The sequence below is a fragment of the Tateyamaria sp. genome, assembly GCF_059783535.1.
Genome location: NZ_JBYNDP010000001.1, coordinates 23,900 through 43,664, shown reverse-complemented (window position 1 = coordinate 43,664; position 19,765 = coordinate 23,900). Strand labels below are relative to the sequence as shown.

The following is a 19,765-nucleotide window of genomic DNA, read 5'->3' as shown; positions in this document are numbered from 1 at the left end:
TGGCTTGCGCACCTTGCGCCGGTTTGTATGGGCTGACGTGGCGCAAGTACTGTCATGGTCAGTGAGCCCGCTCGGGATGTTGAAAGGTTGCTCGGCGGAACAAAGCAGCATTTCGCTGCACTTATTCTGAGCACAGCAATGGGCGTGTATGCGCGGATTGTCATATCCAATATCTGCAAGAACTCAGCGCAATTCCCACACCGGTACTCTACCGATCTTCTCGCGCAGATAATCAATGAACACTCGGACTTTGGCGGTCAGCACGTTGGATTTGGGATACACCAGCCACAATACAGACTGATCGTCGACATCAAACTCCAGCAACACTCTGACAAGTGAACCTTTGCGGATTTCATCGTGAACGCTACACGTCGAGTTCATGGAGATACCAGCCCCTGCCATTGTCGCTGCTTTTTGGCTCAGTCCATCATAGAGTATCAGTCGACAGCCCGCCGATTGCGGGTCAAAGACGCCTGTCTTTCCGTCGGCGGTTCTTAGGTTGCGCTCAGACTAATCCTGAAACCCGATCAACGCATGATTTTCAAGGTCAATTGGCTCTTGTGGTGTCCCGTGACGGTTGAGGTAGTCTGGTGACGCACAAAGAATGCGGCGATTATCCGCCAGCTTACGAGCTTTGAGGCTGGAGTCCGCCAAGGCAGACTGACGCAGCGCCAGATCGAAACTGCCTTCGATCAACCCGACCATGCTGTCGGAGAGATGTAAATCGAGTCTTGTCCTCGGATGGGCGTTCAGAAACTCTGGAACTATTGGCGCGATGTACATCTGTGCGAAACTGCTGGGAGCTGTAAAACGCAACGTCCCGCTTACCTCACAGGTTTCCAATCCAAGTGCTGCGCGAGCGGCGCCTTCCTGCGCAAGCAGTTCCCTGGCAAAGGGCGGAAATTCAGCCCCTTCGGTTGAAAGGCTGACCTCGCGCGTGGAGCGGTGTAAAAGATCAGCCCCCAGGTTTTTCTCAAGTTTGGCAAGCCTTGTACTGGCGACCGCAGGGACCAACCCAAGACTGCGACCTGCTTCGCTGATGTTCAGCTTCTCAATTGCCATGTTCACAGCGATACGCGGCAGGCGTTTCACATTGATGCCAGAGGTGTGGTTGGCAAATTGATCTCGCCTGAGCTTGTGGCAACCACTGTAAATATTCGGGATGTGCGCAGCGACGACGCCTCGGTGAAATTTGAAGCGGACTGTATCAGCTTTGCTCAAGAGCCAACTCAAGCGGCTGAATTTACCGAAGATCAACACTGGAAAACCGACTATGACCGCGAACTGGCCGATCTTCTAAAAACGAGAGGTCGGGGCGAAAGAGGTGATCGTGTTTGATCACACCGTGCGGGTGCATGATCCGGATTCAGATCGCAAACCTGCTCGCAATGTGCATAGCGACTACAGCGCGCAAGGTGCTCAACAGCGCCTCATCGACATTTTGGGCCGGATAGAGCCAAGGAATGGAACACAGGGCACTAAGGATTTATCAACGTCTGGAGGCCTGTTGAGAACTATATCAATAGCGCGCCTCTTGGCTTTGTGCACCCCTCCAGTGTGGCAGCGGCTGACTGGATTCTGATCGACCTAGTTTGCCCGGATCGTCTTGGCCACATCATGGGGCTTGCGGCAAACGATGCGCATGAATGGGTCTATCAATCCAAGATGACGCCTGATGAAGTGGCATTCTTCAACATTTTCGACAACAGGGGTCTTCTCTCCATTGCGCATAGTGCGATTGATTTGGTCGAGGATGACAGCGTTCATGCGATCCGCAAAAGCATCGAGAGCCGCACACTGGTTCGGTATTGACAGGTTCGCGCAGGAGAAACCTTATGCTCGATACGACGCAACAAGAGACCTTCCCGGTGATTAACCGGGCCTACAATTCAGTGTTTCAAAAAGGCAGGCTGACTGTCGGCCTCGTCGGGCCCCTCGAAATCTATACCAACAGTGCCGTTCCAACCATGCATGACCACCTGGAGCGCATGAAGCTGGCTGAAACACTGGGCTTTGCTGCCGTATGGCTGCGTGATGTCCCCTTCAACGTGCCGAGTCTCGGTGACGCCGGTCAAATCTTTGATCCGTGGGTGTATCTCGGGATGTTGGCCGGTCAAACGCAATCGATCGCCTTGGGATTGGCCAGCGCGGTGCTGCCCCTACGCCACCTTGCGCATGTGGCAAGGCGGCAGCCAGTGTGGATGTGCTATCTGGTGGTCTTCTGCTGTTGGGGATCGCATCTGGCGACCGGCCAGACAAGTATCCTGCGCTTAATATGTCCTTTGATGATCGTGGTGAGCGGTTCCGCGAAGCCTTTTCCTATATTTGTGAAATGTCCAAGGATTGCCCGGTTCATCAGGGCGCTCATGGCGCGCTGGAAGGGGCAATCGATATGCTGCCCAAACCCTATGGCGCAAGGCTCCCTATGTTAGTTACTGGCGGCAGTCAGAAATCCCGGGAGTGGATCGCACGAAACGGCGACGGCTGGATGTTGTATCCGCGCGATACACCCACGCATGCGAAGATTATCTTCGACTGGCGGGTGCGCACCGTGACCGCCGGTAGAGATGAGTAGCCGGTGATGCAGCCGCTTTACATCGATTTGGTGGAAGGAGCTCATGCACCGCAACCCATTCATCTTGGTCTGAGAATACATGCGCATGATCTTATGGCCTATCTAAAATCGCTTGATGCCATAGGGGTCAACCACGTGGCCCTCAACCTGCGCTTCAACCAGGCCGAAGTAACAACCACGCTGAACCGGCGGCCGAAGACGTGCTGCCGAACTTCACCCACTGATGGAGCGTACCATATGACAAAGACAATCCTCGTTACCGGCGCCACCGACGGTATCGGTTTGGCAACGGCCCACGCTATTGCAGAGCTTGGGCATACTGTCCTATAGCTTGGGAGAAACTCTGAAAAACTGAATGCTGTGCAGATAGATTTGGCAAGTTCAGGACGAGTTGGGCCTGTTCAAAGCTATGTTGCTGATCTCTCGCGCCTGGAAGACGTAGAAAACTTGGCGCAAGCCGTGACCGCCGATCATCAAAGCCTAGATGTGCTGATCAACAACGCAGGTGTCTACAAAACCCCTGAAACGCGCACAGTAGATGGCCTGGATACCCGATTTGCCGTCAATACCTTCGCGCCTACCTTCTGACGAGACGCCTTTGGAGTCTCCTGAGCACGGTCAAGGGGTCTCGAGTTGTAAACCTATCTTCGGCGGCCCAGTCCCTTGTTCAGATCGACGCCCTGCTGGGCAGATCCACGCTATCGGCGGGCGCAGCCTATGCCCAAAGCAAGTTGGCTCTGACCATGTGGTCATCCGAGATGGCTTTAGATTCGGACTGTGAAGGCCTGGCCGTCATTGCGGTCAATCCGGGATCCATGCTCGGCAGCAAGATGGTGAAACAGGCCTTCGGCGTTGAGGGCGGCGATATTTCTCAGGGAGCCGACGCGCTTGTGCGAACCGGTTTGTCCGAGGATTTCGTAGATGCCAATGGCCAGTACTTTGACAATGATTCAGGTGAAATCGCATCACCGCACCCGGACGCGCAAGATCGTCGGAAATCCAAGGCCGTGGTAAAAGCGATAGACGATTTTCTCGCGAAGCGACTCAAATTGGTCTTTTGATTGACCAACGACGACCAGCTGCGCAGTCCAGCCATTCGGGCAGGCTGCAGCATTGGTTAGTTTGGGCTCGAAGCCGACTCAATAACGCGCGCGGCATCAGCGCCAGTCCTGGCTTGAGTTCACGATCCAGCAGAAATCGACCGATATGCCTCTAAGTTGTTGAGCGAGACCCGTCCGGCTGGTAGGTTACAAAACTGGAAACCCTGATTCAGGAGGATCAGATATGTTCAATTGTCAGACCCCAATGCTTCGCGCATCAGGCGCAGTTGCCCGTTAACGCGGTCTGACAGGTTTCCGATCTGAAGGCCGCCTCATGAGCGGCCTTTTTTGTGTTTTTCCTCATGTGGCGGCTTTCCATCATCAATGGAGAGAGTAATGCCAAGCTTATCCCTATACATCCCACTCAGCCGGTCGCGCGGCCTGTTGCTGCGGCTTGCGGCTGTTTTGGCCCGGCGCCCCCACAAAGCGAGCTCTGTTCCGCGCGGACGTGTGGAGTTGCCTGATTATCTAAAGAAGGACGTCGGCCTTCCTGCGGAGGTTGAACGCCCGCCGCCCCCCTATCATGGGCCGCCCCTTTAGCCAGCCACAGGCCAGCGCATCGGGGCGCCAAGGCAAGGTTGATTGTACCAAAAGCGACATTCGCCCTAGGTGCATCATGGGTTAAATGGGGCTCAGAGCAGACGTTCTCGGCATCGAAGACATCCGGAACACCAATCTCCTGAACCTGAAAAGCAAAACGCCGCCCTGTCGCTGGGGCGGCGTTGTTCGTGTGCCTTTTGGCTGTTTTTCTGCGGGTCAGAAAAACAGCTGGCGGGCGACCTGGCTCCAGCTCTGGGAGCTGTCGGCGTGTGGCGCCGGGGTCTGACGGCGCAGGCGGCGCATCAGCCCTTTGAGATCGTTCAAGCGCGTACGCGCAGCAGCACCGCCGGCGCGGCTTTGCACCGAGAGGATCTTTTCCTGTGTTTGCAGCGCGGCCTCGATCAATTCGAGGTCCTGCTTGGTCAGATCGACGGTATGTGTATCGTCAAGCATCGGATTTCATCCTTGTTATCGTTGACCAGCATATGGGGTCTGTAAGGTCATACGCCAATCATCAAAGATCAGATCAACGTGATACCCGCGTCAGTTGACAACCGCTGGCAGTAGTAAGGCATGTCGTTGCATGCCGGTCGACGCGATATAGGGAGTGTTTCGCCATTTTGCTCTGCACATTTTTGCAAGGCTGATGTGCAAAAAATGTATAACTCTGGCAGGCTTGCGCACTGCAGTTGATTTGGCTACGTCTGAACGCCTTTCAATTTGAGCAGTCACATGGCGTCCTTCCTTCCCGGTTTTTTTCTGTCTTTGTCGCTGATCTTGGCGATTGGCGCACAAAACGCGTTTGTGCTGCGGCAGGGTTTGAGGCGCCAGCACGTGTTTTGGGTGTGTCTGACCTGTGCGACCTGTGATGCGATTCTGATTACCGCCGGGGTTGCTGGTTTTGGTGCCTTGGCCAACGCGGTGCCGTGGTTTGAGCCGCTGATGCGATATGGGGGAGCCACCTTCCTGATCTGGTATGGTTGGCAGAATGCGCGGTCTGCTTGGAAAGGGGGCGCCGTGCTGGACGTTGGGGGGGATAACACCCAGAGCCTGCGTGCCGCCATTCTGACCGTGCTGGCCCTGACCTGGTTGAACCCGCATGTGTATCTGGACACTGTTGTGCTGATTGGGTCGATCTCGTCCCAGTACCCGGACCGTTTGGTCTTTGGGATTGGAGCCGTGCTGGCCAGCTTTGTGTTCTTCTTCTCCCTGGGCTACGGAGCGCGGCTGCTGGCGCCGCTTTTTGCGAACCCGCGCGCGTGGCAGGTGTTGGACGGAATCATCGCTCTGACCATGTGGGCCATCGCGCTCAAGCTGTTGCTGCTTTAGCGGCTTGCCCTTGGCACAGGTTTCGGGGTTCATGCGCAAATGACCTCTGCCCCCTCTCGTCCGCTGGTCGGCATCTTCTGGATGCTGGTGACCGGGTTCTGCTTTGTCGCGGTGACCGCGTTGGTCAAGTATATGGGCGATGGCATTCCACCGGCCGAGGCGGCGTTCTTGCGCTATCTGCTGGGTCTTGTGTTTTTGTTGCCCATGTTGCCTGCCTTGCGAGAGGCGCGATTGACGGCCCGGCAGTGGCGGCTGTTTTCGTTGCGAGGTGTTTTTCACACCGGCGGTGTGATCCTGTGGTTCTTTGCCATGACCCGCATTCCCATCGCCGAGGTGACGGCCATGAACTACCTGGCCCCCGTCTATGTCAGCATCGGTGCGGCGCTGTTTCTGGGTGAGCGCCTCGCCCTGCGCCGGATCGCGGCCATTATCGTGGCCCTGATCGGGACGGCGGTCATCCTGCGCCCCGGATTTCGAGAGGTCGCCCCAGGTCACATCGCCATGCTGTTTTGCGCGGTGAGCTTTGCGGGTTCGTATCTGTTGGCCAAGATCATGGCGGACGAGGCGAAACCGGCTGTCGTGGTGGCCATGCTTTCGATCGTGGTGACGATCTGTCTCGCGCCCTTTGCCTTGGCCAATTGGGTGATGCCCACGGCGACCGAGCTGGGTCTGCTGTTTCTGGTCGCCTGTTTTGCGACCGCAGGGCACTACACGATGACCATGGCTTTTGCTGCGGCGCCAGTGACGGTGACGCAGCCCGTGACCTTCCTGCAGCTTGTGTGGGCCGTGTTGCTGGGGGTCGTGGTGTTTGCCGAGCCCGTGGACATTTGGGTGATCTTTGGCGGGGCGCTGATCCTGGCGGCTGTTTCGTTCATCACATGGCGTGAGGCCGTGTTGAAGCGTCGCCCGATCACCCCGCCCAGCCCTGCAACCAAGCTCTGAAGTTTTTATTGATTGACTGATCAATAAAAAACCGGCAACGTGCGCCGCATCTTTGGAAAAGGGGGTGCGCGTGCCGAAACTGGGGATGGAACCGATCCGTCGGGCGGCACTGGTCGAGGCGACAATTGCCGAGATTGGCGAGGCCGGATCGCTGGATGTGACCGTGGGGCAGATCGCCAAGCGGGCGGGCATGTCGACGGCGCTGGCGCACCACTATTTCGGCGGCAAGCATCAGATTTTCCTTGCCGCTATGGGACAGATCCTGGTCGACTACAGAGCCGAGGTGCTGGAAGCCCTGTCCAAGGCCCGCACGCCGCGTGCGCGGGCGGAAGCGCTGATTGAAGCGAGCTTTGCGCCATCCAGTTTTGTGCCGGCGACCGTTGTGGCGTGGATGACCCTGTATGCCCATGCCACCACGCACCCGGAGACACATCGTCTTTTGATGCTGTATCAGAAGCGTCTGCGGTCGAACCTGACCCATGCCTTGCGTGGGATCAGCACAGACCCCCGCAACGATGCGGAGATGCTGGGTGCATTGATCGACGGTCTGTATCTGCGTGCAGCACTGGCCAAGGATGAAACGGGCGACTCTGCCAAGATGACCGCGCTGCGGGCCCTTGATACGCTGACAGGACGACATCAATGAGCAAGCCCAACATTTTGATTTTCATGGTGGATCAGCTGAACGGTACGCTGTTCCCGGATGGGCCTGCGGATTGGTTACATGCGCCCAACCTCAAGAGGCTGGCGGCCCGGTCGACCCGATTTCGCAACGCCTATACCGCCTCGCCGCTTTGCGCGCCGGGGCGGGCTGCGTTTATGTCCGGCCAGTTGCCAAGCGCCACGGGCGTCTATGACAATGCGGCGGAGTTTCCATCGTCGATCCCCACCTATGCGCACCATTTGCGCCGTGCGGGGTATCAGACCTGCCTGTCGGGCAAGATGCACTTTGTTGGACCGGATCAGTTGCATGGGTTCGAAGAGCGTCTGACCACCGACGTTTATCCGCCCGATTTCGGCTGGACGCCGGATTATCGCAAGCCCGGTGAGCGCATCGATTGGTGGTATCACAACATGGGGTCCGTCACGGGCGCGGGCGTGGCCGAGATCACCAACCAGCTCGAATTCGATGACGAGGTTGCCTATCACGCGACCCGCAAGATCTACGATCTGGGCCGGGGCCATGATCCGCGCCCTTGGTGCCTGACCGTCAGCTTTACGCATCCACACGATCCGTATGTGGCGCGCAAGAAATACTGGGACCTCTACGAGGATTGCGAGCACCTGATGCCAGAGGTTGGCCCGATCCCGTATGAGGATCAGGACCCGCATTCGCAGCGTATTCTGGATGCGAATGACCGTGACAACTTCAGCATCTCGGATGAGGATATCCGCCGCTCGCGCCGCGCTTACTTCGCCAACATCTCCTATCTGGACGAAAAGATCGGTGAGGTGCTGGAGGCGTTGGAGAGCACACGGCAGGAGGCCATCATCCTGTTTGTATCCGACCATGGCGACATGCTGGGTGCGCGGGGACTGTGGTTCAAGATGTCCTTCTATGAAGGGTCATCGAGGGTGCCGCTGATGATCTCGGCCCCGTCAATGGAACCGGGGCTGGTGACCGATCCAGTCAGCAATATCGATGTGTGTCCGACGCTCTGTGACCTTGCAGGCGTGGATATGTCCGAGGTGATGCCGTGGACCACCGGGCAGTCGCTTGTCCCGCAGGGGCAGCGTGTGGAGCGGACCGAACCTGTGGCGATGGAATATGCAGCGGAGGCGTCTTACGCCCCAATGGTGTCGCTGCGCTATGGCAAGTGGAAGTACAACCGCTGTGCGCTGGATCCCGACCAGCTGTTTGATCTTGAGGCTGATCCGCACGAGTTGACCAATCTTGCCGACGTGCCCGCCCATCAGGGCACGTTGACTCAGCTCCAGGCCAAGGCCGATGCGCGCTGGGACCTTGACCGGTTCGATGCGGACGTGCGCGCCAGCCAGGCCCGGCGCTGGGTGGTCTACGAGGCGTTGCGCGTGGGCGGGTATTATCCATGGGATTACCAGCCGCTTCAGAAAGCGTCTGAGCGGTATATGCGCAATCACATGGATTTGAATGTTTTAGAGGAAAATCAGCGCTTTCCGCGCGGAGAATAAACCATTGCATGAAGGCCCTTGGTGCGGGGCAGCGATGGATCAAAAAAAAGCGCTGAAGCCAATGGGTCGACATGGAGGGACCTTCTTTATGCTTACAACAATTATCTCGTTTGGAGTGATGCTTGCCTTCGTGCTGGTGGCATTCGTGACGATTAAATACTGGAATGTAAGGCTGACCGGGCCGCAGCCCGTCAGCCTATTTGTATTTATCGCGATCCTGTTCACATCGGGCCTTGATGTGGGCCTGATCATGTTCCCGATTGCCTTTGACTTCCCGCTTTATGCCGATACGGCGACCGAGCCTGCCTATGCCTTTACCAACCCGCTGGCCTTGGAATTCGGCTTTTGGGGTTTCCTGATCTGGGCGTTCTACTTCCTGACCGCGTTCTACTTCTGCGCCGTGGAGCCACGGGTGAAGTTCTTTGAGAACGGGTTGGTCAAGTTGATCAACAACATGGTCATCATTACGACCTGCGCATTCACAGGCGCGTTGTTCCTGATCTACATGCCCTACTACATCCCTGAAGTGGGTGATGGTGAAACAGTGATCCCCGCCTTCTATGTGATCTGTTTCCTGGTGATCCTCGCGGCGTCCTATTCGTCCACCGACATCAAATACGTCAAGATCCTGTCGGTTGCGTCAACCTTCGTGTTCTTTGCACTGATTGCGGGCATGTGGATCAACGGCAGCATGGGCTTTGGCGAGTTCCTGTCCACGGGCAGCAACATCGGTGGGTACTTTGCCAACATCCACAAGTTCATCATCCCGCTGACCGATTATCACGAGTTCTACCTGTTCTGGTGGTTTGCGTGGTCGATCATGATCGGGCAGTTCACCTCGCGCTTTGTCGGTGGTCTGACCACATGGCAGCTGCTGGCTGCGCTGCTGATCTTTCCGTCGATCCCCTTGGGCGTGTGGTTCACGGTGGCCTATTGGTATCACCTGAACGCCATCGACATGACTGGGCTTGTCAACTGGTCGATGACCATTGTGGGCATCCTCTTCGTGATCAACTCGTTTGACTCGCTGATCCGGCTTTACACCGACAACCTGAACGTTACCGCCGACCGGTTTGGCAAGGTGCAATACGTGCTGGGCAACGCCGCCCTGCTGTTCGTGCTGACCCTGTTGTTCCAGAGCCAGTGGCTGCAGATCCAGTGGGTCGGCACCGCTGTGATCGGCATCTATCTTGCTTGTCTTGCCTGGGTGCTGATGCGCCGTGACACGCTGGGCGATCTGCGTAGCGTGCACGCCGCCCCGGCAGAATAGACATCTTGGCGGCGGCGGGCCATGCCTGCCGCCCCCCTCCAATACATGAGGAATTGAATGCAAACCCAACCGAAGGCGAGCCATTTCATTGGCGGCGAATATGTTGAAGACACAGCCGGTACACCGATCGACGTGATCTATCCGGCAACTGGCGAGGTGATTGGCCGGGTGCATTCCGCGACCCCGGCCATCGTCGATCGCGCGCTAGATGCTGCACGCCGTGCGCAGGCCGCGTGGGCGGCCATGACCGGGACCGAGCGTGGCCGCATTCTGCGCCGTGCCGCCGACATCATGCGCGAACGCAACCACGAGCTGTCGGTGCTGGAGACCTACGACACGGGCAAGCCTTATCAGGAGACAAGCGTTGCCGATGCGACCTCGGGCGCGGATGCGCTGGAGTATTTCGGTGGTATGGCTGCGACCCTGACGGGCGAGCACATCCAGTTGGGTGAGGATTGGGTCTACACCCGTCGCGAGCCGTTGGGGGTGTGTGTTGGCATAGGGGCGTGGAACTATCCCACCCAGATTGCCAGCTGGAAAGGCGCGCCTGCAATGGCCTGTGGCAACACGATGGTGTTCAAGCCATCCGAGACGACGCCGCTGTGTGCCCTGAAGGTGGCCGAGATCCTGCATGAAGCCGGTGCGCCTGCAGGAGTATACAACGTCTTGCAGGGCCTGGGCGATGTGGGTGCAGCATTGGTGTCTGACGCCCGTGTCGACAAGGTGTCATTGACCGGGTCGGTGCCGACCGGTCGCAAGGTCTATGCCGCGGCGGCGGCAGAGATGAAGCATGTCACGATGGAGCTGGGAGGCAAGTCGCCCCTGATCATCTTTGACGATGCGGACATTGAGAATGCGGTGTCTGGGGCAATCCTTGGCAACTTCTATTCCTCCGGGCAGGTCTGTTCGAACGGGACGCGGGTGTTTGTCCAGAAGGGGATCAAAGAAGCGTTTCTGGCGCGTTTGTCGGACAGGTTGGGGCAGGCGGTGATTGGCGATCCGCAGGATCCCGAGACAAGCTTTGGCCCGATGGTCAGCGAGCGGCAGATGGAGATCGTGCAGGGCTATATCGCCAAGGGGCGCGACGAGGGCGCGCGGCTGGTCACGGGTGGCAAGCGGCTTGAGCGTGACGGGTTCTTTTTGGAACCGACCGTCTTTGCCGACGTGACCGACGGCATGACCATTGCGCGTGAAGAGATCTTTGGTCCTGTCATGGCGGTGCTGGATTTCGAGGACGAGGCCGACGTTATGGCCCGCGCCAATGACACCGAGTTTGGTCTGGCTGCAGGCGTGTTTACCCGTGATCTGGCCCGTGCCCACCGTGTAGCGGCCGGGTTCGAGGCGGGTACGTGTTACATCAACACTTACAATGACGCGCCGGTCGAAGCCCCCTTTGGCGGCGTGAAAGCGTCCGGTGTAGGGCGTGAAAATTCGAAAGCGGCCATTGAGCATTACAGCCAGGTGAAGTCCGTCTATGTGCGCATGGGCGATCTGGAGGCACCGTTTTGAGAGGGCAGGACGCCCTTTTCCCGAGCGCGCCCACCCGCCCACCCCGCACTCCGAAAAAGGGCGGACGGAGGGCACAGTGGGCGCGCGTGTTTAGCTTAAGGATTTTTTGCTGAGAGGTGCTTGAGGGCGCGATCTGCGCCTCAAGGCACCTGTTTGATGATGAGATGCGATTCCCCGATGCCTCAAGGACAAGCCGCGCGGGCGCGCAGTGCTGCGCATCCTTGACCCACCGCGGAATCACGGAAGGTGGAAGATGGAAGCGGATTATGTAGTTGTTGGGGCCGGGTCGGCCGGATGTGCCGTTGCCTACCGGTTGGCTGAGGCCGGGAAGTCGGTTCTGGTCATTGAGCATGGTGGCACCGATGCAGGGCCGTTTATCCAGATGCCCGCAGCCCTGTCATACCCGATGAACATGAAGCGCTATGATTGGGGCTACAAGTCCGAGCCCGAGCCGCATTTGGGTGGACGGCAGCTGGTCTGTCCGCGCGGCAAGGTGGTCGGGGGATCGTCGTCCATCAACGGCATGGTCTATGTCCGCGGCCATGCCATGGATTACGACCACTGGGCCGAGAGCGGGGCCGATGGCTGGGCCTATGCCGATGTGCTGCCGTATTTCAAGCGTATGGAAAACTGGGACGGCAATGGTCATGGCGGTGATGCGGGATGGCGTGGCAGTGAGGGTCCGTTGCATGTCACACGCGGGCCGCGCAAGAACCCCCTGTTCCGGGCCTTTGTCGAGGCGGGGCGGCAAGCTGGCTATGAGGTCACGGACGACTACAACGGGCAGAAGCAGGAAGGCTTTGGCCCGATGGAGCAGACTGTACACAAAGGGCGGCGCTGGTCGGCGGCGAACGCCTATTTGAAACCTGCACTCAAGCGGCCAAATTGCGATCTGGTGCGTGGACTGGTCGAGCGTGTTGTGATGGAAGAGGGCCGAGCCGTGGGCGTTGCCCTTGCGGGCGGCAAGGTAGTGCGGGCGCGGCGCGAGGTGATCCTGGCAGCGTCGTCCATTAACTCGCCCAAGATCCTGATGCTGTCCGGGATTGGTCCCGGCACGCACCTTGCCGAGCACGGGATTGATGTTGTGGCGGATCGGCTGGGAGTTGGGGCGAACCTGCAGGACCATTTGGAGATGTATATTCAGTACGCCTCTAAACAGCCGATCACGCTCTACAGGCACTGGAACCTGTTTTCCAAGGCATTCATTGGCGCGCAGTGGCTCTTTACCGGCACGGGTCTGGGGGCGTCGAACCAGTTTGAGAGTGCCGCTTTCATCCGCAGCAGGGCGGGTATCCCGTATCCGGATATCCAGTACCATTTTCTGCCCATTGCCGTGCGCTATGACGGGCAGGCGGCGGCTGAGGGGCACGGGTTTCAGGCCCATGTCGGGCCGATGCGGTCGCCGTCGCGTGGTGCTGTGACCTTGCGGTCTGCGAACCCCGCCGATGATCCGGTGATCCGTTTCAATTACATGAGTACAGAGCAGGATTGGGAGGAGTTCCGCACTTGTATCCGCTTGACGCGCGAGATCTTTGCGCAGGAGGCCTTTGCCCCCTTTGTCAAACACGAGATTCAGCCGGGCGCAGCGTACCAGAGCGATGACGAACTGGATGATGTGATCCGCGAACATGCCGAGAGCGCCTATCACCCTTGCGGGACATGCAGGATGGGGCGCGCCGATGATCCGTTGAGCGTGGTGGATCCTGAAGGGCGCGTCATTGGTGTTGATGCCTTGAGGGTTGTCGACAGCTCGGTCTTTCCGCGCATCACCAATGGCAATCTGAATGGGCCGTCTATCGTGACGGGTGAGAAGATGAGCGATCACATTCTGGGGCGTCATTTGCCGCGCAGCAATGACGTGCCTTGGGTGCATCCCGAATGGGAGACCGCGCAACGTTAAGCATCGCCTTACAAACCGTTTGAAGTTCGGTCACGACGTCTCCAAGTAAAGAGAATGTTAAGACTTTGTTCGGTGCTTGTTCTTTTGGTGTTGCCCGCGATGGCGTGGGCTGATCTGCACGGTGTGATCCGCGTCATTGATGCAGACACCGTGGATGTGGGTGAGACGCGGGTGCGGCTGTACGCAATTGATGCGCCCGAGCAGGACCAGCTTTGCCAAACCGATCAAGGGGCCGATTTTGCTTGCGGCACGTGGGCGACTGAGCGGGTTGTCGACGCGTTTGGTGGACAAGGCGCCGTGTGTCGCCGGGTGGATATGGACCGTTATGGACGGGTGGTGGCGAAGTGCGCGGTGCAGGGCGTGGATATGGGCCGGCATATCGTGCGCGAGGGGTGGGCCTTTGCATACCGTCGCTATGGTCTGGACTACGATCTGGAGGAAAAGGCGGCTTACGTCGCGGGCCGGGGTTTGCATGCGTTCCAGTTGCAATCGCCCGCCCAGTTTAGACAAGCGCAGGCGAAAGGGCGTGTGCGGCTACATCCGTTCTGTGCGATCAAGGGAAATATCTCTGGTCGAGGGCGCGTGTTCCATGTTCCGGGTCAGAAGTTCTATCGGCGGACAAAGATACACGAAGCCAGCGGAGAGCGGTGGTTTTGTTCCGAGGTGGAGGCGCTGCGGGCCGGGTGGCGCGCGGCTTCGAAGTGAGAACCCCGGCTGACGGTTCCTAGCTCACGATATATGGCAGCAAACCGCGCGTATCCGGATCAACCGACAATTGCCGTTCGAGCGGTGGCACGGAGCGTTGATGGCAGGTCTTGCGTTCGCAAATCCGGCACGAGATGCCGATAGGCTCAAAAGCTTCGTTGCGGGTGATGTCCATCCCGTCTGCGTAGACCAGTTGCCCCGCGTGCTTGATCTCACACCCGAGCGCGATGGCATAGCGGCGGACGGGAGCGCCGAAGCGCCCGCCGGTTTTGGAGACATCATGGGCAAGGCTGATGTAGCGCACCCCGTCCGGTGTTTCGGCCAGTTGGCGTAGGAAGTGATCGGGCTGTTCAAAGGCACGGTGCACATTCCACAGCGGGCAGGCCCCGCCGAAACGCGCGAATTGGAGGCGTGTGGCCGAGTGTCGCTTGGTGATCGTCCCGGCCTGATCGACCCGTACGAAGAAGAAGGGCACACCCTTGGCCCCCGGTCTTTGCAGCGTTGAAAGCCGGTGGCAGACCTGTTCGATGGAGGCCCCGAATCGTGTTGCGAGTTGTTCAAGGTCGTGCCGGGTGTCCTGCGCCGCCTGCAGGAAGCGGCTGTAGGGCATGAGAGCGGCACCCGCGAAATAGTTGGCGAGGCCGATCTTGGCGATGGAGCGGGCTTCCTCGGTCTGGAAACGAGCGAAATCCAGCGTTGCTTCCAGCAGTTTGTCCTGTTGCAGCAGGGCAATCTGCAGCAGCATCTGGAAGGTCTGGCTTTCCTGGTTGGCGCGGTTCGACAGGATCAGCGTTTTGCTTTCGGCGTCGTAGTGGCGCAGCGTATCCGTGTCTTCAAAGCTTACGTTGGCCCCTGTGTCGGAAATGGCGGAGATGGCAGTCTGCCGAATGTTTGGATGTGTGTCCTTGATGCCAGCAAAGTGCTCTGCCGCCCGGTCCACCGCATCGATGTAGTTGTCGCAGTAGTGGAAGAAATCGCGCACTTCTTCCCAAGGAGAGGGGCGCGCGCGGGCATCTTCGCGGCCAAGCGCCTCGTCGAGTGAGGCGAGCCGTTCGTGGGTTTGGCGGTAGGCCCGATGCAGGTCGAGGAAGGCATGTGCCAGCGCCGGGGCGTTGGAAGCTGCTAGGCGTAGGTCGGCCAACGGTGGGATGTCCCCGGAAAAGACGGGGTCGGCCAAAGCCTCGCGCATGTCAGACACCAACCGCTCGCCATCACCAGAGCTGAGCTCGGTCACATCTAGTCCAAATTCCTGCGCGAGGTTCAGCAAGACGGTCGTGCTGACCGGCCGGTTGTTGTTCTCCATCTGGTTCAGATAGGGCAGGGACACGCCCAGCTTGCTGGCGAAATCCTTTTGCGTAAGACCGACGCGCGTGCGCACCTCGCGCAGCTTTGCTCCGGCATAGAGTTTTGGGGCGGCCATGATGCGTCCGTTTTGCAGCTTTGCAGTGAGCGTAGGCTAGTTTTGCAAAGCACTCAGCGCAACCACTATGCGTGGGCCAGACGCCGCTCGCGACGGTAGACCGCTCCGATGGCGATCAAAGCGCAAATGCCGGTAATACACATGATGTAGAGCAACGGGTATGCGCCGGTTTCGGGCGTCAGCAGGAAGCCCGCAAGTGCAGACAGCGCGGCCCCGCCGCCGATCATGATTGCCCCGCCCAGTCCCGAAGCTGTTCCCGCGAGGTGAGGGCGGACCGAGAGCATGCCAGCAGTCGCGTTAGGGATCACGAGGCCGTTGCCGAGGCCGACAAAGGTCATCATACCAAAGAAGGACATGGGCGTGCCCGCGCCCGCGAGGAAGATGACCAGTGAGAGGAATGTGCCTAACGCGTTTGCCAGCGTCCCCCAAAGGACCAGCCGATTCACACCGAACCGTGTGGCAAACCGGCCGCTGAGCCCGTTGCCGACAAAGTATCCGATGGCAGGTGCGCCAAAAAAGAAACCAAGCGTCGCAGGCGACATGCCGAACACTTCGGTCCCGACGAATGGGGCTCCGCCAAGATAGGCAAAGAAGGATCCCGAGCAGAAGGCTGCAGCCAACGAATAGCCCCAGAAGCGCGGTGAGCGCAGCAGTTCGGGGTACTCCTTGAACTGGCCCACGAGGGACTTGGAGGAGGGTTGGGCTGTTTCGCCGACATCTTGGTGCACGAGCCATAGCAGCAAGGCGCCGGTCAGGAAGAAGAACCAGAAGACTGATTTCCAACCCAAGGCCTCGTCCAGTACGCCACCGATGCCGGGGGAGATCATAGGAACAACCGCCATCCCCATCGTCACATAGCCAATCATCGAGGCTGAATGATCCTGATCGTAGAGATCGCGGATGATGGCCCGGCTGAGCACCATGGCGACTGCGATAATGGCTTGGCACATGCGGAAGAACAGGAAAACCTCGGCATTCGGGGCAAAGATGCAGCCAAGCGTGGCCAGCATGAACAGTGCGATGCCCCACATCAGCACTTTACGTCGCCCGAGGTTGTCTGAGATTGGTCCGATGATGGTTTGCATGACCGCAGACACTGCAAGATACAGGGCCACCGACAGTTGCATTAGGCGATATTCGGTGTCGAAATACTCTGTCATATTTGGCAAGCTGGGCAGAAACATGTTCATGACCATGGCCGAGACCCCTGCCAGCAGGATCAGCGTTGCGATATGAGGCGGGGTCGTGCGGTCCAGAAAGCGGACCTTGTGCGGCGCTTGCATGAGTGCTGAGGTATGCTTGGGAAAGTGAACTGTCCAGTGCAGCTGTGCACAGGGTGATGTGATTTGCTGATTTGCAATTTGCAACCATTGAATTGCGAAAAGTTTGCAAATATGCCGAATGCCGCTTCAATCCGTTGCCACTGCGCTTGTATAAGGCCGGAAATCACCAGCGGGGACAGCATGAAAGATATCCTGACCGAATTGGAAGCACGGCGCGCGGATGCGCGTCTGGGTGGCGGACAAAAGCGCATCGATGCTCAGCATGGGCGTGGCAAGCTCACCGCACGCGAGCGTATTGATCTGTTGCTGGACGAAGGCTCTTTCGAAGAGTTCGACATGTTTGTTAGCCACCGCTGCACCGATTTCGGGATGGAGAAACAGAAACCCGCGGGCGACGGTGTTGTGACCGGGTGGGGCACCATCAACGGGCGGCAGGTCTATGTCTTTTCGCAGGACTTCACTGTTCTGGGCGGCTCGGTCTCCGCAACCCATGCGGCCAAGATCTGCAAGATTATGGACAAGGCGGTTGAGAATGGCGCGCCGGTCATTGGCATCAACGACTCGGGTGGCGCGCGCATTCAGGAGGGCGTGGACAGCCTTGCGGGGTATGGTGAGGTCTTCCAACGCAATATCATGGCCTCAGGCGTGGTGCCGCAGATCAGCGTGATCATGGGGCCATGTGCGGGTGGTGCGGTGTATTCCCCGGCTATGACCGACTTCATCTTCATGGTCAAAGACAGTTCTTATATGTTCGTGACGGGCCCTGATGTGGTCAAGACTGTGACCAACGAGCAGGTCACGGCGGAAGAGTTGGGCGGTGCCTCGACCCACACCAAGAAATCGTCGGTGGCTGATGCTGCATTCGACAACGATGTTGAGGCATTGGCCGAGGTGCGCCGTTTGGTGGACTTCCTGCCGCTTAATAACCGCGAAAAGCCACCCGTTCGTCCGTTTTTTGACGAGCCGGACCGGATCGAAAGCAGTCTGGACACTCTGGTGCCGGACAATCCGAACGTGCCCTACGACATGAAAGAGCTGATCGTGAAGATGGCTGACGAGGGCGATTTTTACGAGTTGCAGGAAGAGTTCGCCAAGAACATCATCACGGGCTTCATTCGTCTTGAGGGCCGCACCGTCGGGGTGGTTGCAAACCAGCCGATGGTTCTGGCGGGCGTGCTGGACATCGACAGTGCGCGCAAGGCGGCCCGCTTTGTTCGCTTCTGCGATTGCTTTGACATTCCGATCCTGACGCTGATCGACGTGCCTGGTTTCCTGCCTGGCACCACGCAGGAATATGGAGGCGTGATCAAACACGGCGCGAAACTGCTCTTTGCTTATGGTGAGGCAACGGTGCCGAAGGTTACGGTGATCACCCGCAAGGCTTATGGCGGAGCCTATGTGGTGATGGCCTCCAAGCATTTGCGGGCTGACTTCAACTATGCCTGGCCAACGGCTGAGATTGCGGTGATGGGCGCGAAGGGTGCGACGGAAATCATTCACCGGGCCGATCTGGGAGATGCAGAAAAGACTGCGCAGCACACGGCGGATTACGAAGATCGCTTTGCCAATCCGTTTGTGGCGGCAGAACGCGGATTTATCGACGAGGTGATCCAGCCGCGCAGCACCCGCAAACGTGTGAGCCGCGCCTTTGCATCGCTTCGCAACAAAAAGACGCCGATGCCGTGGAAGAAACACGACAACATCCCGCTCTGATGGCTCGGTCTGGTTGGCATATCCTGAAGGACGACGATGGGGTGACTCTGTGTCGTCACCTGCCACCGCGTTTTGATTTCGTGGTGCGCACTGTGTTGCCGGGCGGTCAGGCCATACGTCTTGCGCATCAGATCCGGCAAGATCTGTGGCGCGCACTTCAGTCGCTGCGCGGGTTTTCTCCCGTGGTGCGCTTGGATTGGGTCGCCGAAGGTTGGCAGGTGATGGCAGGTGGACGTGTTTTGGTTCCTGTAACAGCAACAGTCACGGCGCGTGCGCAATCGGTTCTGAATGACCCTGGCAACCGTGCCCGCTGGCTACGTTCCGCGAAGGCATCACAATGAGCCTCTGGAAAAACCAGGCGTTCGCCATCAGCCATACCGACAACAGTGCGTTCGAAGGCGCGGGGCTGCGTCCGTTCTTTGAGTATCGCCAGCTTGGTATCGCCGAGGCGACCAAGGGTGCCTATGGCGCGCATGTCATTCGCGCTGTGCCGGGTATGGAAAGTCCGGGCACGTGGCACAGTCATGAACTGGACTTCCAGATGGTCTATGTCACCCAAGGCTGGGTTGTCTTTGAATATGAAGGACAGGGCGAACATATGCTGCGAGCTGGCTCTTGTATTTTGCAGCCGCCGGGCATCGTGCACCGGGAAGTTCGACACTCGGACGACCTTGAGTTGATTGAAATCACGTCTCCTGCAGACTTTACAACGCAAGAAGAAGATGCACGATGATGCGCGAACGGCTGCATACTTCGCCGAATAGCACAGTGCGACGGGTTATCACCGCACGCACAGCAGCCCCGGAGGGAGGAGCCCGGACCCGCATGCGGGGATGGGTCCGGGGCTGCGTATACGCCCTGTTTCTGTCTGCAACATCTGCTATTGCCCAGGATGTACCTTCCGGCCAGCCTGTGTCGTTATCCGAGGTTCTGCTAGATGCGGTTGGGGCGGAAAGCTGGGTGCGGTTCCGCTTCATCGCGCCGGAAATTGCCAAGGATGTTGGCACGGTCAGCTATGCAGAAGCCGAGGACGACTTTCAGGCTTTGTGCGATGGTTTTGCGCTGACCTACATGACTGATTTCGAATTGACGGCTGACGTTGTTGTAATTTCGCTGATGGACCGTCCGGTGCCGTTTGGGACATCTAATCCGGAAGCAACCCAGTTTTTCGAAGCGTTCCGTCCCGAGACGGATGGATGTGTTTGGGAGGCTTTTTGATGCGCCGGCGGATTTTTGCATATGCGGCATTGAGGCCACAACCCGCGCAAGCCTGCGCGGCCCCATATCATTCCCCCGGAAAATCACGTATAGGCAAAAAGAGCGGTCCC

General features: G+C 58.4%; 21 protein-coding genes and 2 pseudogenes. 19 read left to right on the top strand and 4 right to left on the bottom strand.

Annotation, left to right across the window (positions count from 1 at the left end; all coding sequences use genetic code 11):
• Positions 1–183: 183 nt before the first annotated feature.
• Positions 184–1,062 (bottom strand): annotated as a pseudogene (locus AC6RA8_RS00240) (LysR family transcriptional regulator).
• A 75-nt stretch (positions 1,063–1,137) separates the two neighbouring features.
• On the opposite strand from AC6RA8_RS00240, the gene AC6RA8_RS00235 reads away from it, so the two are divergent.
• The 7 genes and pseudogenes from AC6RA8_RS00235 (at position 1,138) to AC6RA8_RS00205 (ending at position 3,636) form a co-directional block, all read left to right on the top strand.
• On the top strand, positions 1,138–1,338 hold the full coding sequence (locus tag AC6RA8_RS00235) for a hypothetical protein (protein ID WP_500350117.1): 201 nt from the start codon (positions 1,138–1,140) through the stop codon (positions 1,336–1,338).
• Positions 1,325–1,582, top strand: a complete 258-nt coding sequence (locus AC6RA8_RS00230; protein ID WP_500350116.1) for a hypothetical protein — start codon at positions 1,325–1,327, stop codon at positions 1,580–1,582. Before AC6RA8_RS00235 ends, AC6RA8_RS00230 begins: the two co-directional genes overlap by 14 nt.
• On the top strand, positions 1,489–1,812 hold the full coding sequence (locus AC6RA8_RS00225; protein WP_500350181.1) for a CmcJ/NvfI family oxidoreductase: 324 nt from the start codon (positions 1,489–1,491) through the stop codon (positions 1,810–1,812). The genes AC6RA8_RS00230 and AC6RA8_RS00225 overlap by 94 nt, the downstream gene beginning before the upstream one ends.
• A gap of 23 nt (positions 1,813–1,835) precedes the next feature.
• A pseudogene (locus tag AC6RA8_RS00220) lies at positions 1,836–2,575 on the top strand (LLM class flavin-dependent oxidoreductase).
• Positions 2,576–2,581: 6 nt separating this feature from the next.
• On the top strand, positions 2,582–2,905 hold the full coding sequence (locus tag AC6RA8_RS00215) for a hypothetical protein (RefSeq protein WP_500350115.1): 324 nt from the start codon (positions 2,582–2,584) through the stop codon (positions 2,903–2,905).
• Between the two features lie 30 nt (positions 2,906–2,935).
• Positions 2,936–3,163 carry an SDR family NAD(P)-dependent oxidoreductase gene (locus AC6RA8_RS00210; RefSeq protein ID WP_500350114.1) on the top strand — a complete coding sequence of 76 codons (228 nt, stop codon included), beginning with the start codon at positions 2,936–2,938 and terminating at the stop codon, positions 3,161–3,163.
• Positions 3,130–3,636: an SDR family NAD(P)-dependent oxidoreductase gene (locus AC6RA8_RS00205; protein WP_500350180.1), complete on the top strand. Its 507-nt coding sequence runs from the start codon at positions 3,130–3,132 to the stop codon at positions 3,634–3,636. The genes AC6RA8_RS00210 and AC6RA8_RS00205 overlap by 34 nt, the downstream gene beginning before the upstream one ends.
• Positions 3,637–4,431: 795 nt before the next feature.
• Here the strand turns inward: AC6RA8_RS00205 and AC6RA8_RS00200 are convergent.
• A complete protein-coding gene (locus tag AC6RA8_RS00200; RefSeq protein ID WP_189369043.1) occupies positions 4,432–4,668 on the bottom strand; it encodes a hypothetical protein in 237 nt (78 codons plus the stop codon).
• A gap of 279 nt (positions 4,669–4,947) precedes the next feature.
• On the opposite strand from AC6RA8_RS00200, the gene AC6RA8_RS00195 reads away from it, so the two are divergent.
• The 8 genes from AC6RA8_RS00195 to AC6RA8_RS00160 all read left to right on the top strand — a co-directional run bounded on the left by AC6RA8_RS00195 (position 4,948) and on the right by AC6RA8_RS00160 (position 14,021).
• Positions 4,948–5,544 carry a LysE/ArgO family amino acid transporter gene (locus AC6RA8_RS00195; RefSeq protein ID WP_500350113.1) on the top strand — a complete coding sequence of 199 codons (597 nt, stop codon included), beginning with the start codon at positions 4,948–4,950 and terminating at the stop codon, positions 5,542–5,544.
• A gap of 39 nt (positions 5,545–5,583) precedes the next feature.
• Positions 5,584–6,486 (top strand): DMT family transporter, encoded by a 903-nt coding sequence (locus tag AC6RA8_RS00190; protein ID WP_500350112.1) that lies wholly within the window; start codon positions 5,584–5,586, stop codon positions 6,484–6,486.
• A 70-nt stretch (positions 6,487–6,556) separates the two neighbouring features.
• Positions 6,557–7,132 carry a choline-binding transcriptional repressor BetI gene (gene betI / locus AC6RA8_RS00185; protein WP_500350111.1) on the top strand — a complete coding sequence of 192 codons (576 nt, stop codon included), beginning with the start codon at positions 6,557–6,559 and terminating at the stop codon, positions 7,130–7,132.
• Positions 7,129–8,637, top strand: a complete 1,509-nt coding sequence (gene betC / locus AC6RA8_RS00180; protein WP_500350110.1) for a choline-sulfatase — start codon at positions 7,129–7,131, stop codon at positions 8,635–8,637. The genes betI and betC overlap by 4 nt, the downstream gene beginning before the upstream one ends.
• A gap of 88 nt (positions 8,638–8,725) precedes the next feature.
• Complete coding sequence (locus tag AC6RA8_RS00175; protein WP_500350109.1) at positions 8,726–9,907, top strand: BCCT family transporter; 1,182 nt, start codon at positions 8,726–8,728, stop codon at positions 9,905–9,907.
• 57 nt (positions 9,908–9,964) lie between these two features.
• A complete protein-coding gene (gene betB, locus AC6RA8_RS00170; protein WP_500350108.1) occupies positions 9,965–11,416 on the top strand; it encodes a betaine-aldehyde dehydrogenase in 1,452 nt (483 codons plus the stop codon).
• Positions 11,417–11,669: 253 nt separating this feature from the next.
• The gene (gene betA, locus AC6RA8_RS00165) at positions 11,670–13,316 is read left to right on the top strand and encodes a choline dehydrogenase (protein WP_500350107.1); all 1,647 of its coding nucleotides are present in this window, start codon (positions 11,670–11,672) and stop codon (positions 13,314–13,316) included.
• A gap of 54 nt (positions 13,317–13,370) precedes the next feature.
• Positions 13,371–14,021 carry a thermonuclease family protein gene (locus AC6RA8_RS00160; protein ID WP_500350106.1) on the top strand — a complete coding sequence of 217 codons (651 nt, stop codon included), beginning with the start codon at positions 13,371–13,373 and terminating at the stop codon, positions 14,019–14,021.
• 19 nt (positions 14,022–14,040) lie between these two features.
• On the opposite strand, the gene AC6RA8_RS00155 is transcribed toward AC6RA8_RS00160, so the two are convergent.
• Positions 14,041–15,441, bottom strand: a complete 1,401-nt coding sequence (locus tag AC6RA8_RS00155) for a helix-turn-helix domain-containing protein (protein WP_500350105.1) — start codon at positions 15,439–15,441, stop codon at positions 14,041–14,043.
• Positions 15,442–15,506: 65 nt separating this feature from the next.
• A complete protein-coding gene (locus tag AC6RA8_RS00150; protein WP_500350104.1) occupies positions 15,507–16,724 on the bottom strand; it encodes a multidrug effflux MFS transporter in 1,218 nt (405 codons plus the stop codon).
• A 180-nt stretch (positions 16,725–16,904) separates the two neighbouring features.
• On the opposite strand from AC6RA8_RS00150, the gene AC6RA8_RS00145 reads away from it, so the two are divergent.
• The 4 genes from AC6RA8_RS00145 (at position 16,905) to AC6RA8_RS00130 (ending at position 19,655) form a co-directional block, all read left to right on the top strand.
• A complete protein-coding gene (locus AC6RA8_RS00145; protein ID WP_500350103.1) occupies positions 16,905–18,437 on the top strand; it encodes an acyl-CoA carboxylase subunit beta in 1,533 nt (510 codons plus the stop codon).
• On the top strand, positions 18,437–18,778 hold the full coding sequence (locus AC6RA8_RS00140) for a hypothetical protein (protein WP_500350102.1): 342 nt from the start codon (positions 18,437–18,439) through the stop codon (positions 18,776–18,778). Before AC6RA8_RS00145 ends, AC6RA8_RS00140 begins: the two co-directional genes overlap by 1 nt.
• A complete protein-coding gene (locus tag AC6RA8_RS00135; protein WP_500350101.1) occupies positions 18,775–19,170 on the top strand; it encodes a cupin domain-containing protein in 396 nt (131 codons plus the stop codon). The genes AC6RA8_RS00140 and AC6RA8_RS00135 overlap by 4 nt, the downstream gene beginning before the upstream one ends.
• A gap of 92 nt (positions 19,171–19,262) precedes the next feature.
• Entirely contained in the window at positions 19,263–19,655 is a 393-nt protein-coding gene (locus AC6RA8_RS00130; protein ID WP_500350100.1) for a DUF6497 family protein, read from the top strand.
• Positions 19,656–19,765: the final 110 nt, after the last annotated feature.

What these genes read in the sequence shown, in the direction of transcription:
- AC6RA8_RS00195 (WP_500350113.1), top strand. Translation starts at nt 4,948, where the DNA reads ATGGCGTCCTTCCTTCCCGGTTTTTTTCTGTCTTTGTCGCTGATCTTG.
- betB (WP_500350108.1), top strand. Translation starts at nt 9,965, where the DNA reads ATGCAAACCCAACCGAAGGCGAGCCATTTCATTGGCGGCGAATATGTT.
- AC6RA8_RS00140 (WP_500350102.1), top strand. Translation starts at nt 18,437, where the DNA reads ATGGCTCGGTCTGGTTGGCATATCCTGAAGGACGACGATGGGGTGACT.
- betA (WP_500350107.1), top strand. Translation starts at nt 11,670, where the DNA reads ATGGAAGCGGATTATGTAGTTGTTGGGGCCGGGTCGGCCGGATGTGCC.
- AC6RA8_RS00175 (WP_500350109.1), top strand. Translation starts at nt 8,726, where the DNA reads ATGCTTACAACAATTATCTCGTTTGGAGTGATGCTTGCCTTCGTGCTG.
- AC6RA8_RS00155 (WP_500350105.1), bottom strand. Translation starts at nt 15,441, where the DNA reads ATGGCCGCCCCAAAACTCTATGCCGGAGCAAAGCTGCGCGAGGTGCGC.
- AC6RA8_RS00160 (WP_500350106.1), top strand. Translation starts at nt 13,371, where the DNA reads ATGTTAAGACTTTGTTCGGTGCTTGTTCTTTTGGTGTTGCCCGCGATG.
- AC6RA8_RS00200 (WP_189369043.1), bottom strand. Translation starts at nt 4,668, where the DNA reads ATGCTTGACGATACACATACCGTCGATCTGACCAAGCAGGACCTCGAA.
- AC6RA8_RS00190 (WP_500350112.1), top strand. Translation starts at nt 5,584, where the DNA reads ATGACCTCTGCCCCCTCTCGTCCGCTGGTCGGCATCTTCTGGATGCTG.
- AC6RA8_RS00135 (WP_500350101.1), top strand. Translation starts at nt 18,775, where the DNA reads ATGAGCCTCTGGAAAAACCAGGCGTTCGCCATCAGCCATACCGACAAC.
- AC6RA8_RS00215 (WP_500350115.1), top strand. Translation starts at nt 2,582, where the DNA reads ATGCAGCCGCTTTACATCGATTTGGTGGAAGGAGCTCATGCACCGCAA.
- AC6RA8_RS00150 (WP_500350104.1), bottom strand. Translation starts at nt 16,724, where the DNA reads ATGCAAGCGCCGCACAAGGTCCGCTTTCTGGACCGCACGACCCCGCCT.
- betC (WP_500350110.1), top strand. Translation starts at nt 7,129, where the DNA reads ATGAGCAAGCCCAACATTTTGATTTTCATGGTGGATCAGCTGAACGGT.
- AC6RA8_RS00145 (WP_500350103.1), top strand. Translation starts at nt 16,905, where the DNA reads ATGAAAGATATCCTGACCGAATTGGAAGCACGGCGCGCGGATGCGCGT.
- AC6RA8_RS00130 (WP_500350100.1), top strand. Translation starts at nt 19,263, where the DNA reads ATGCGGGGATGGGTCCGGGGCTGCGTATACGCCCTGTTTCTGTCTGCA.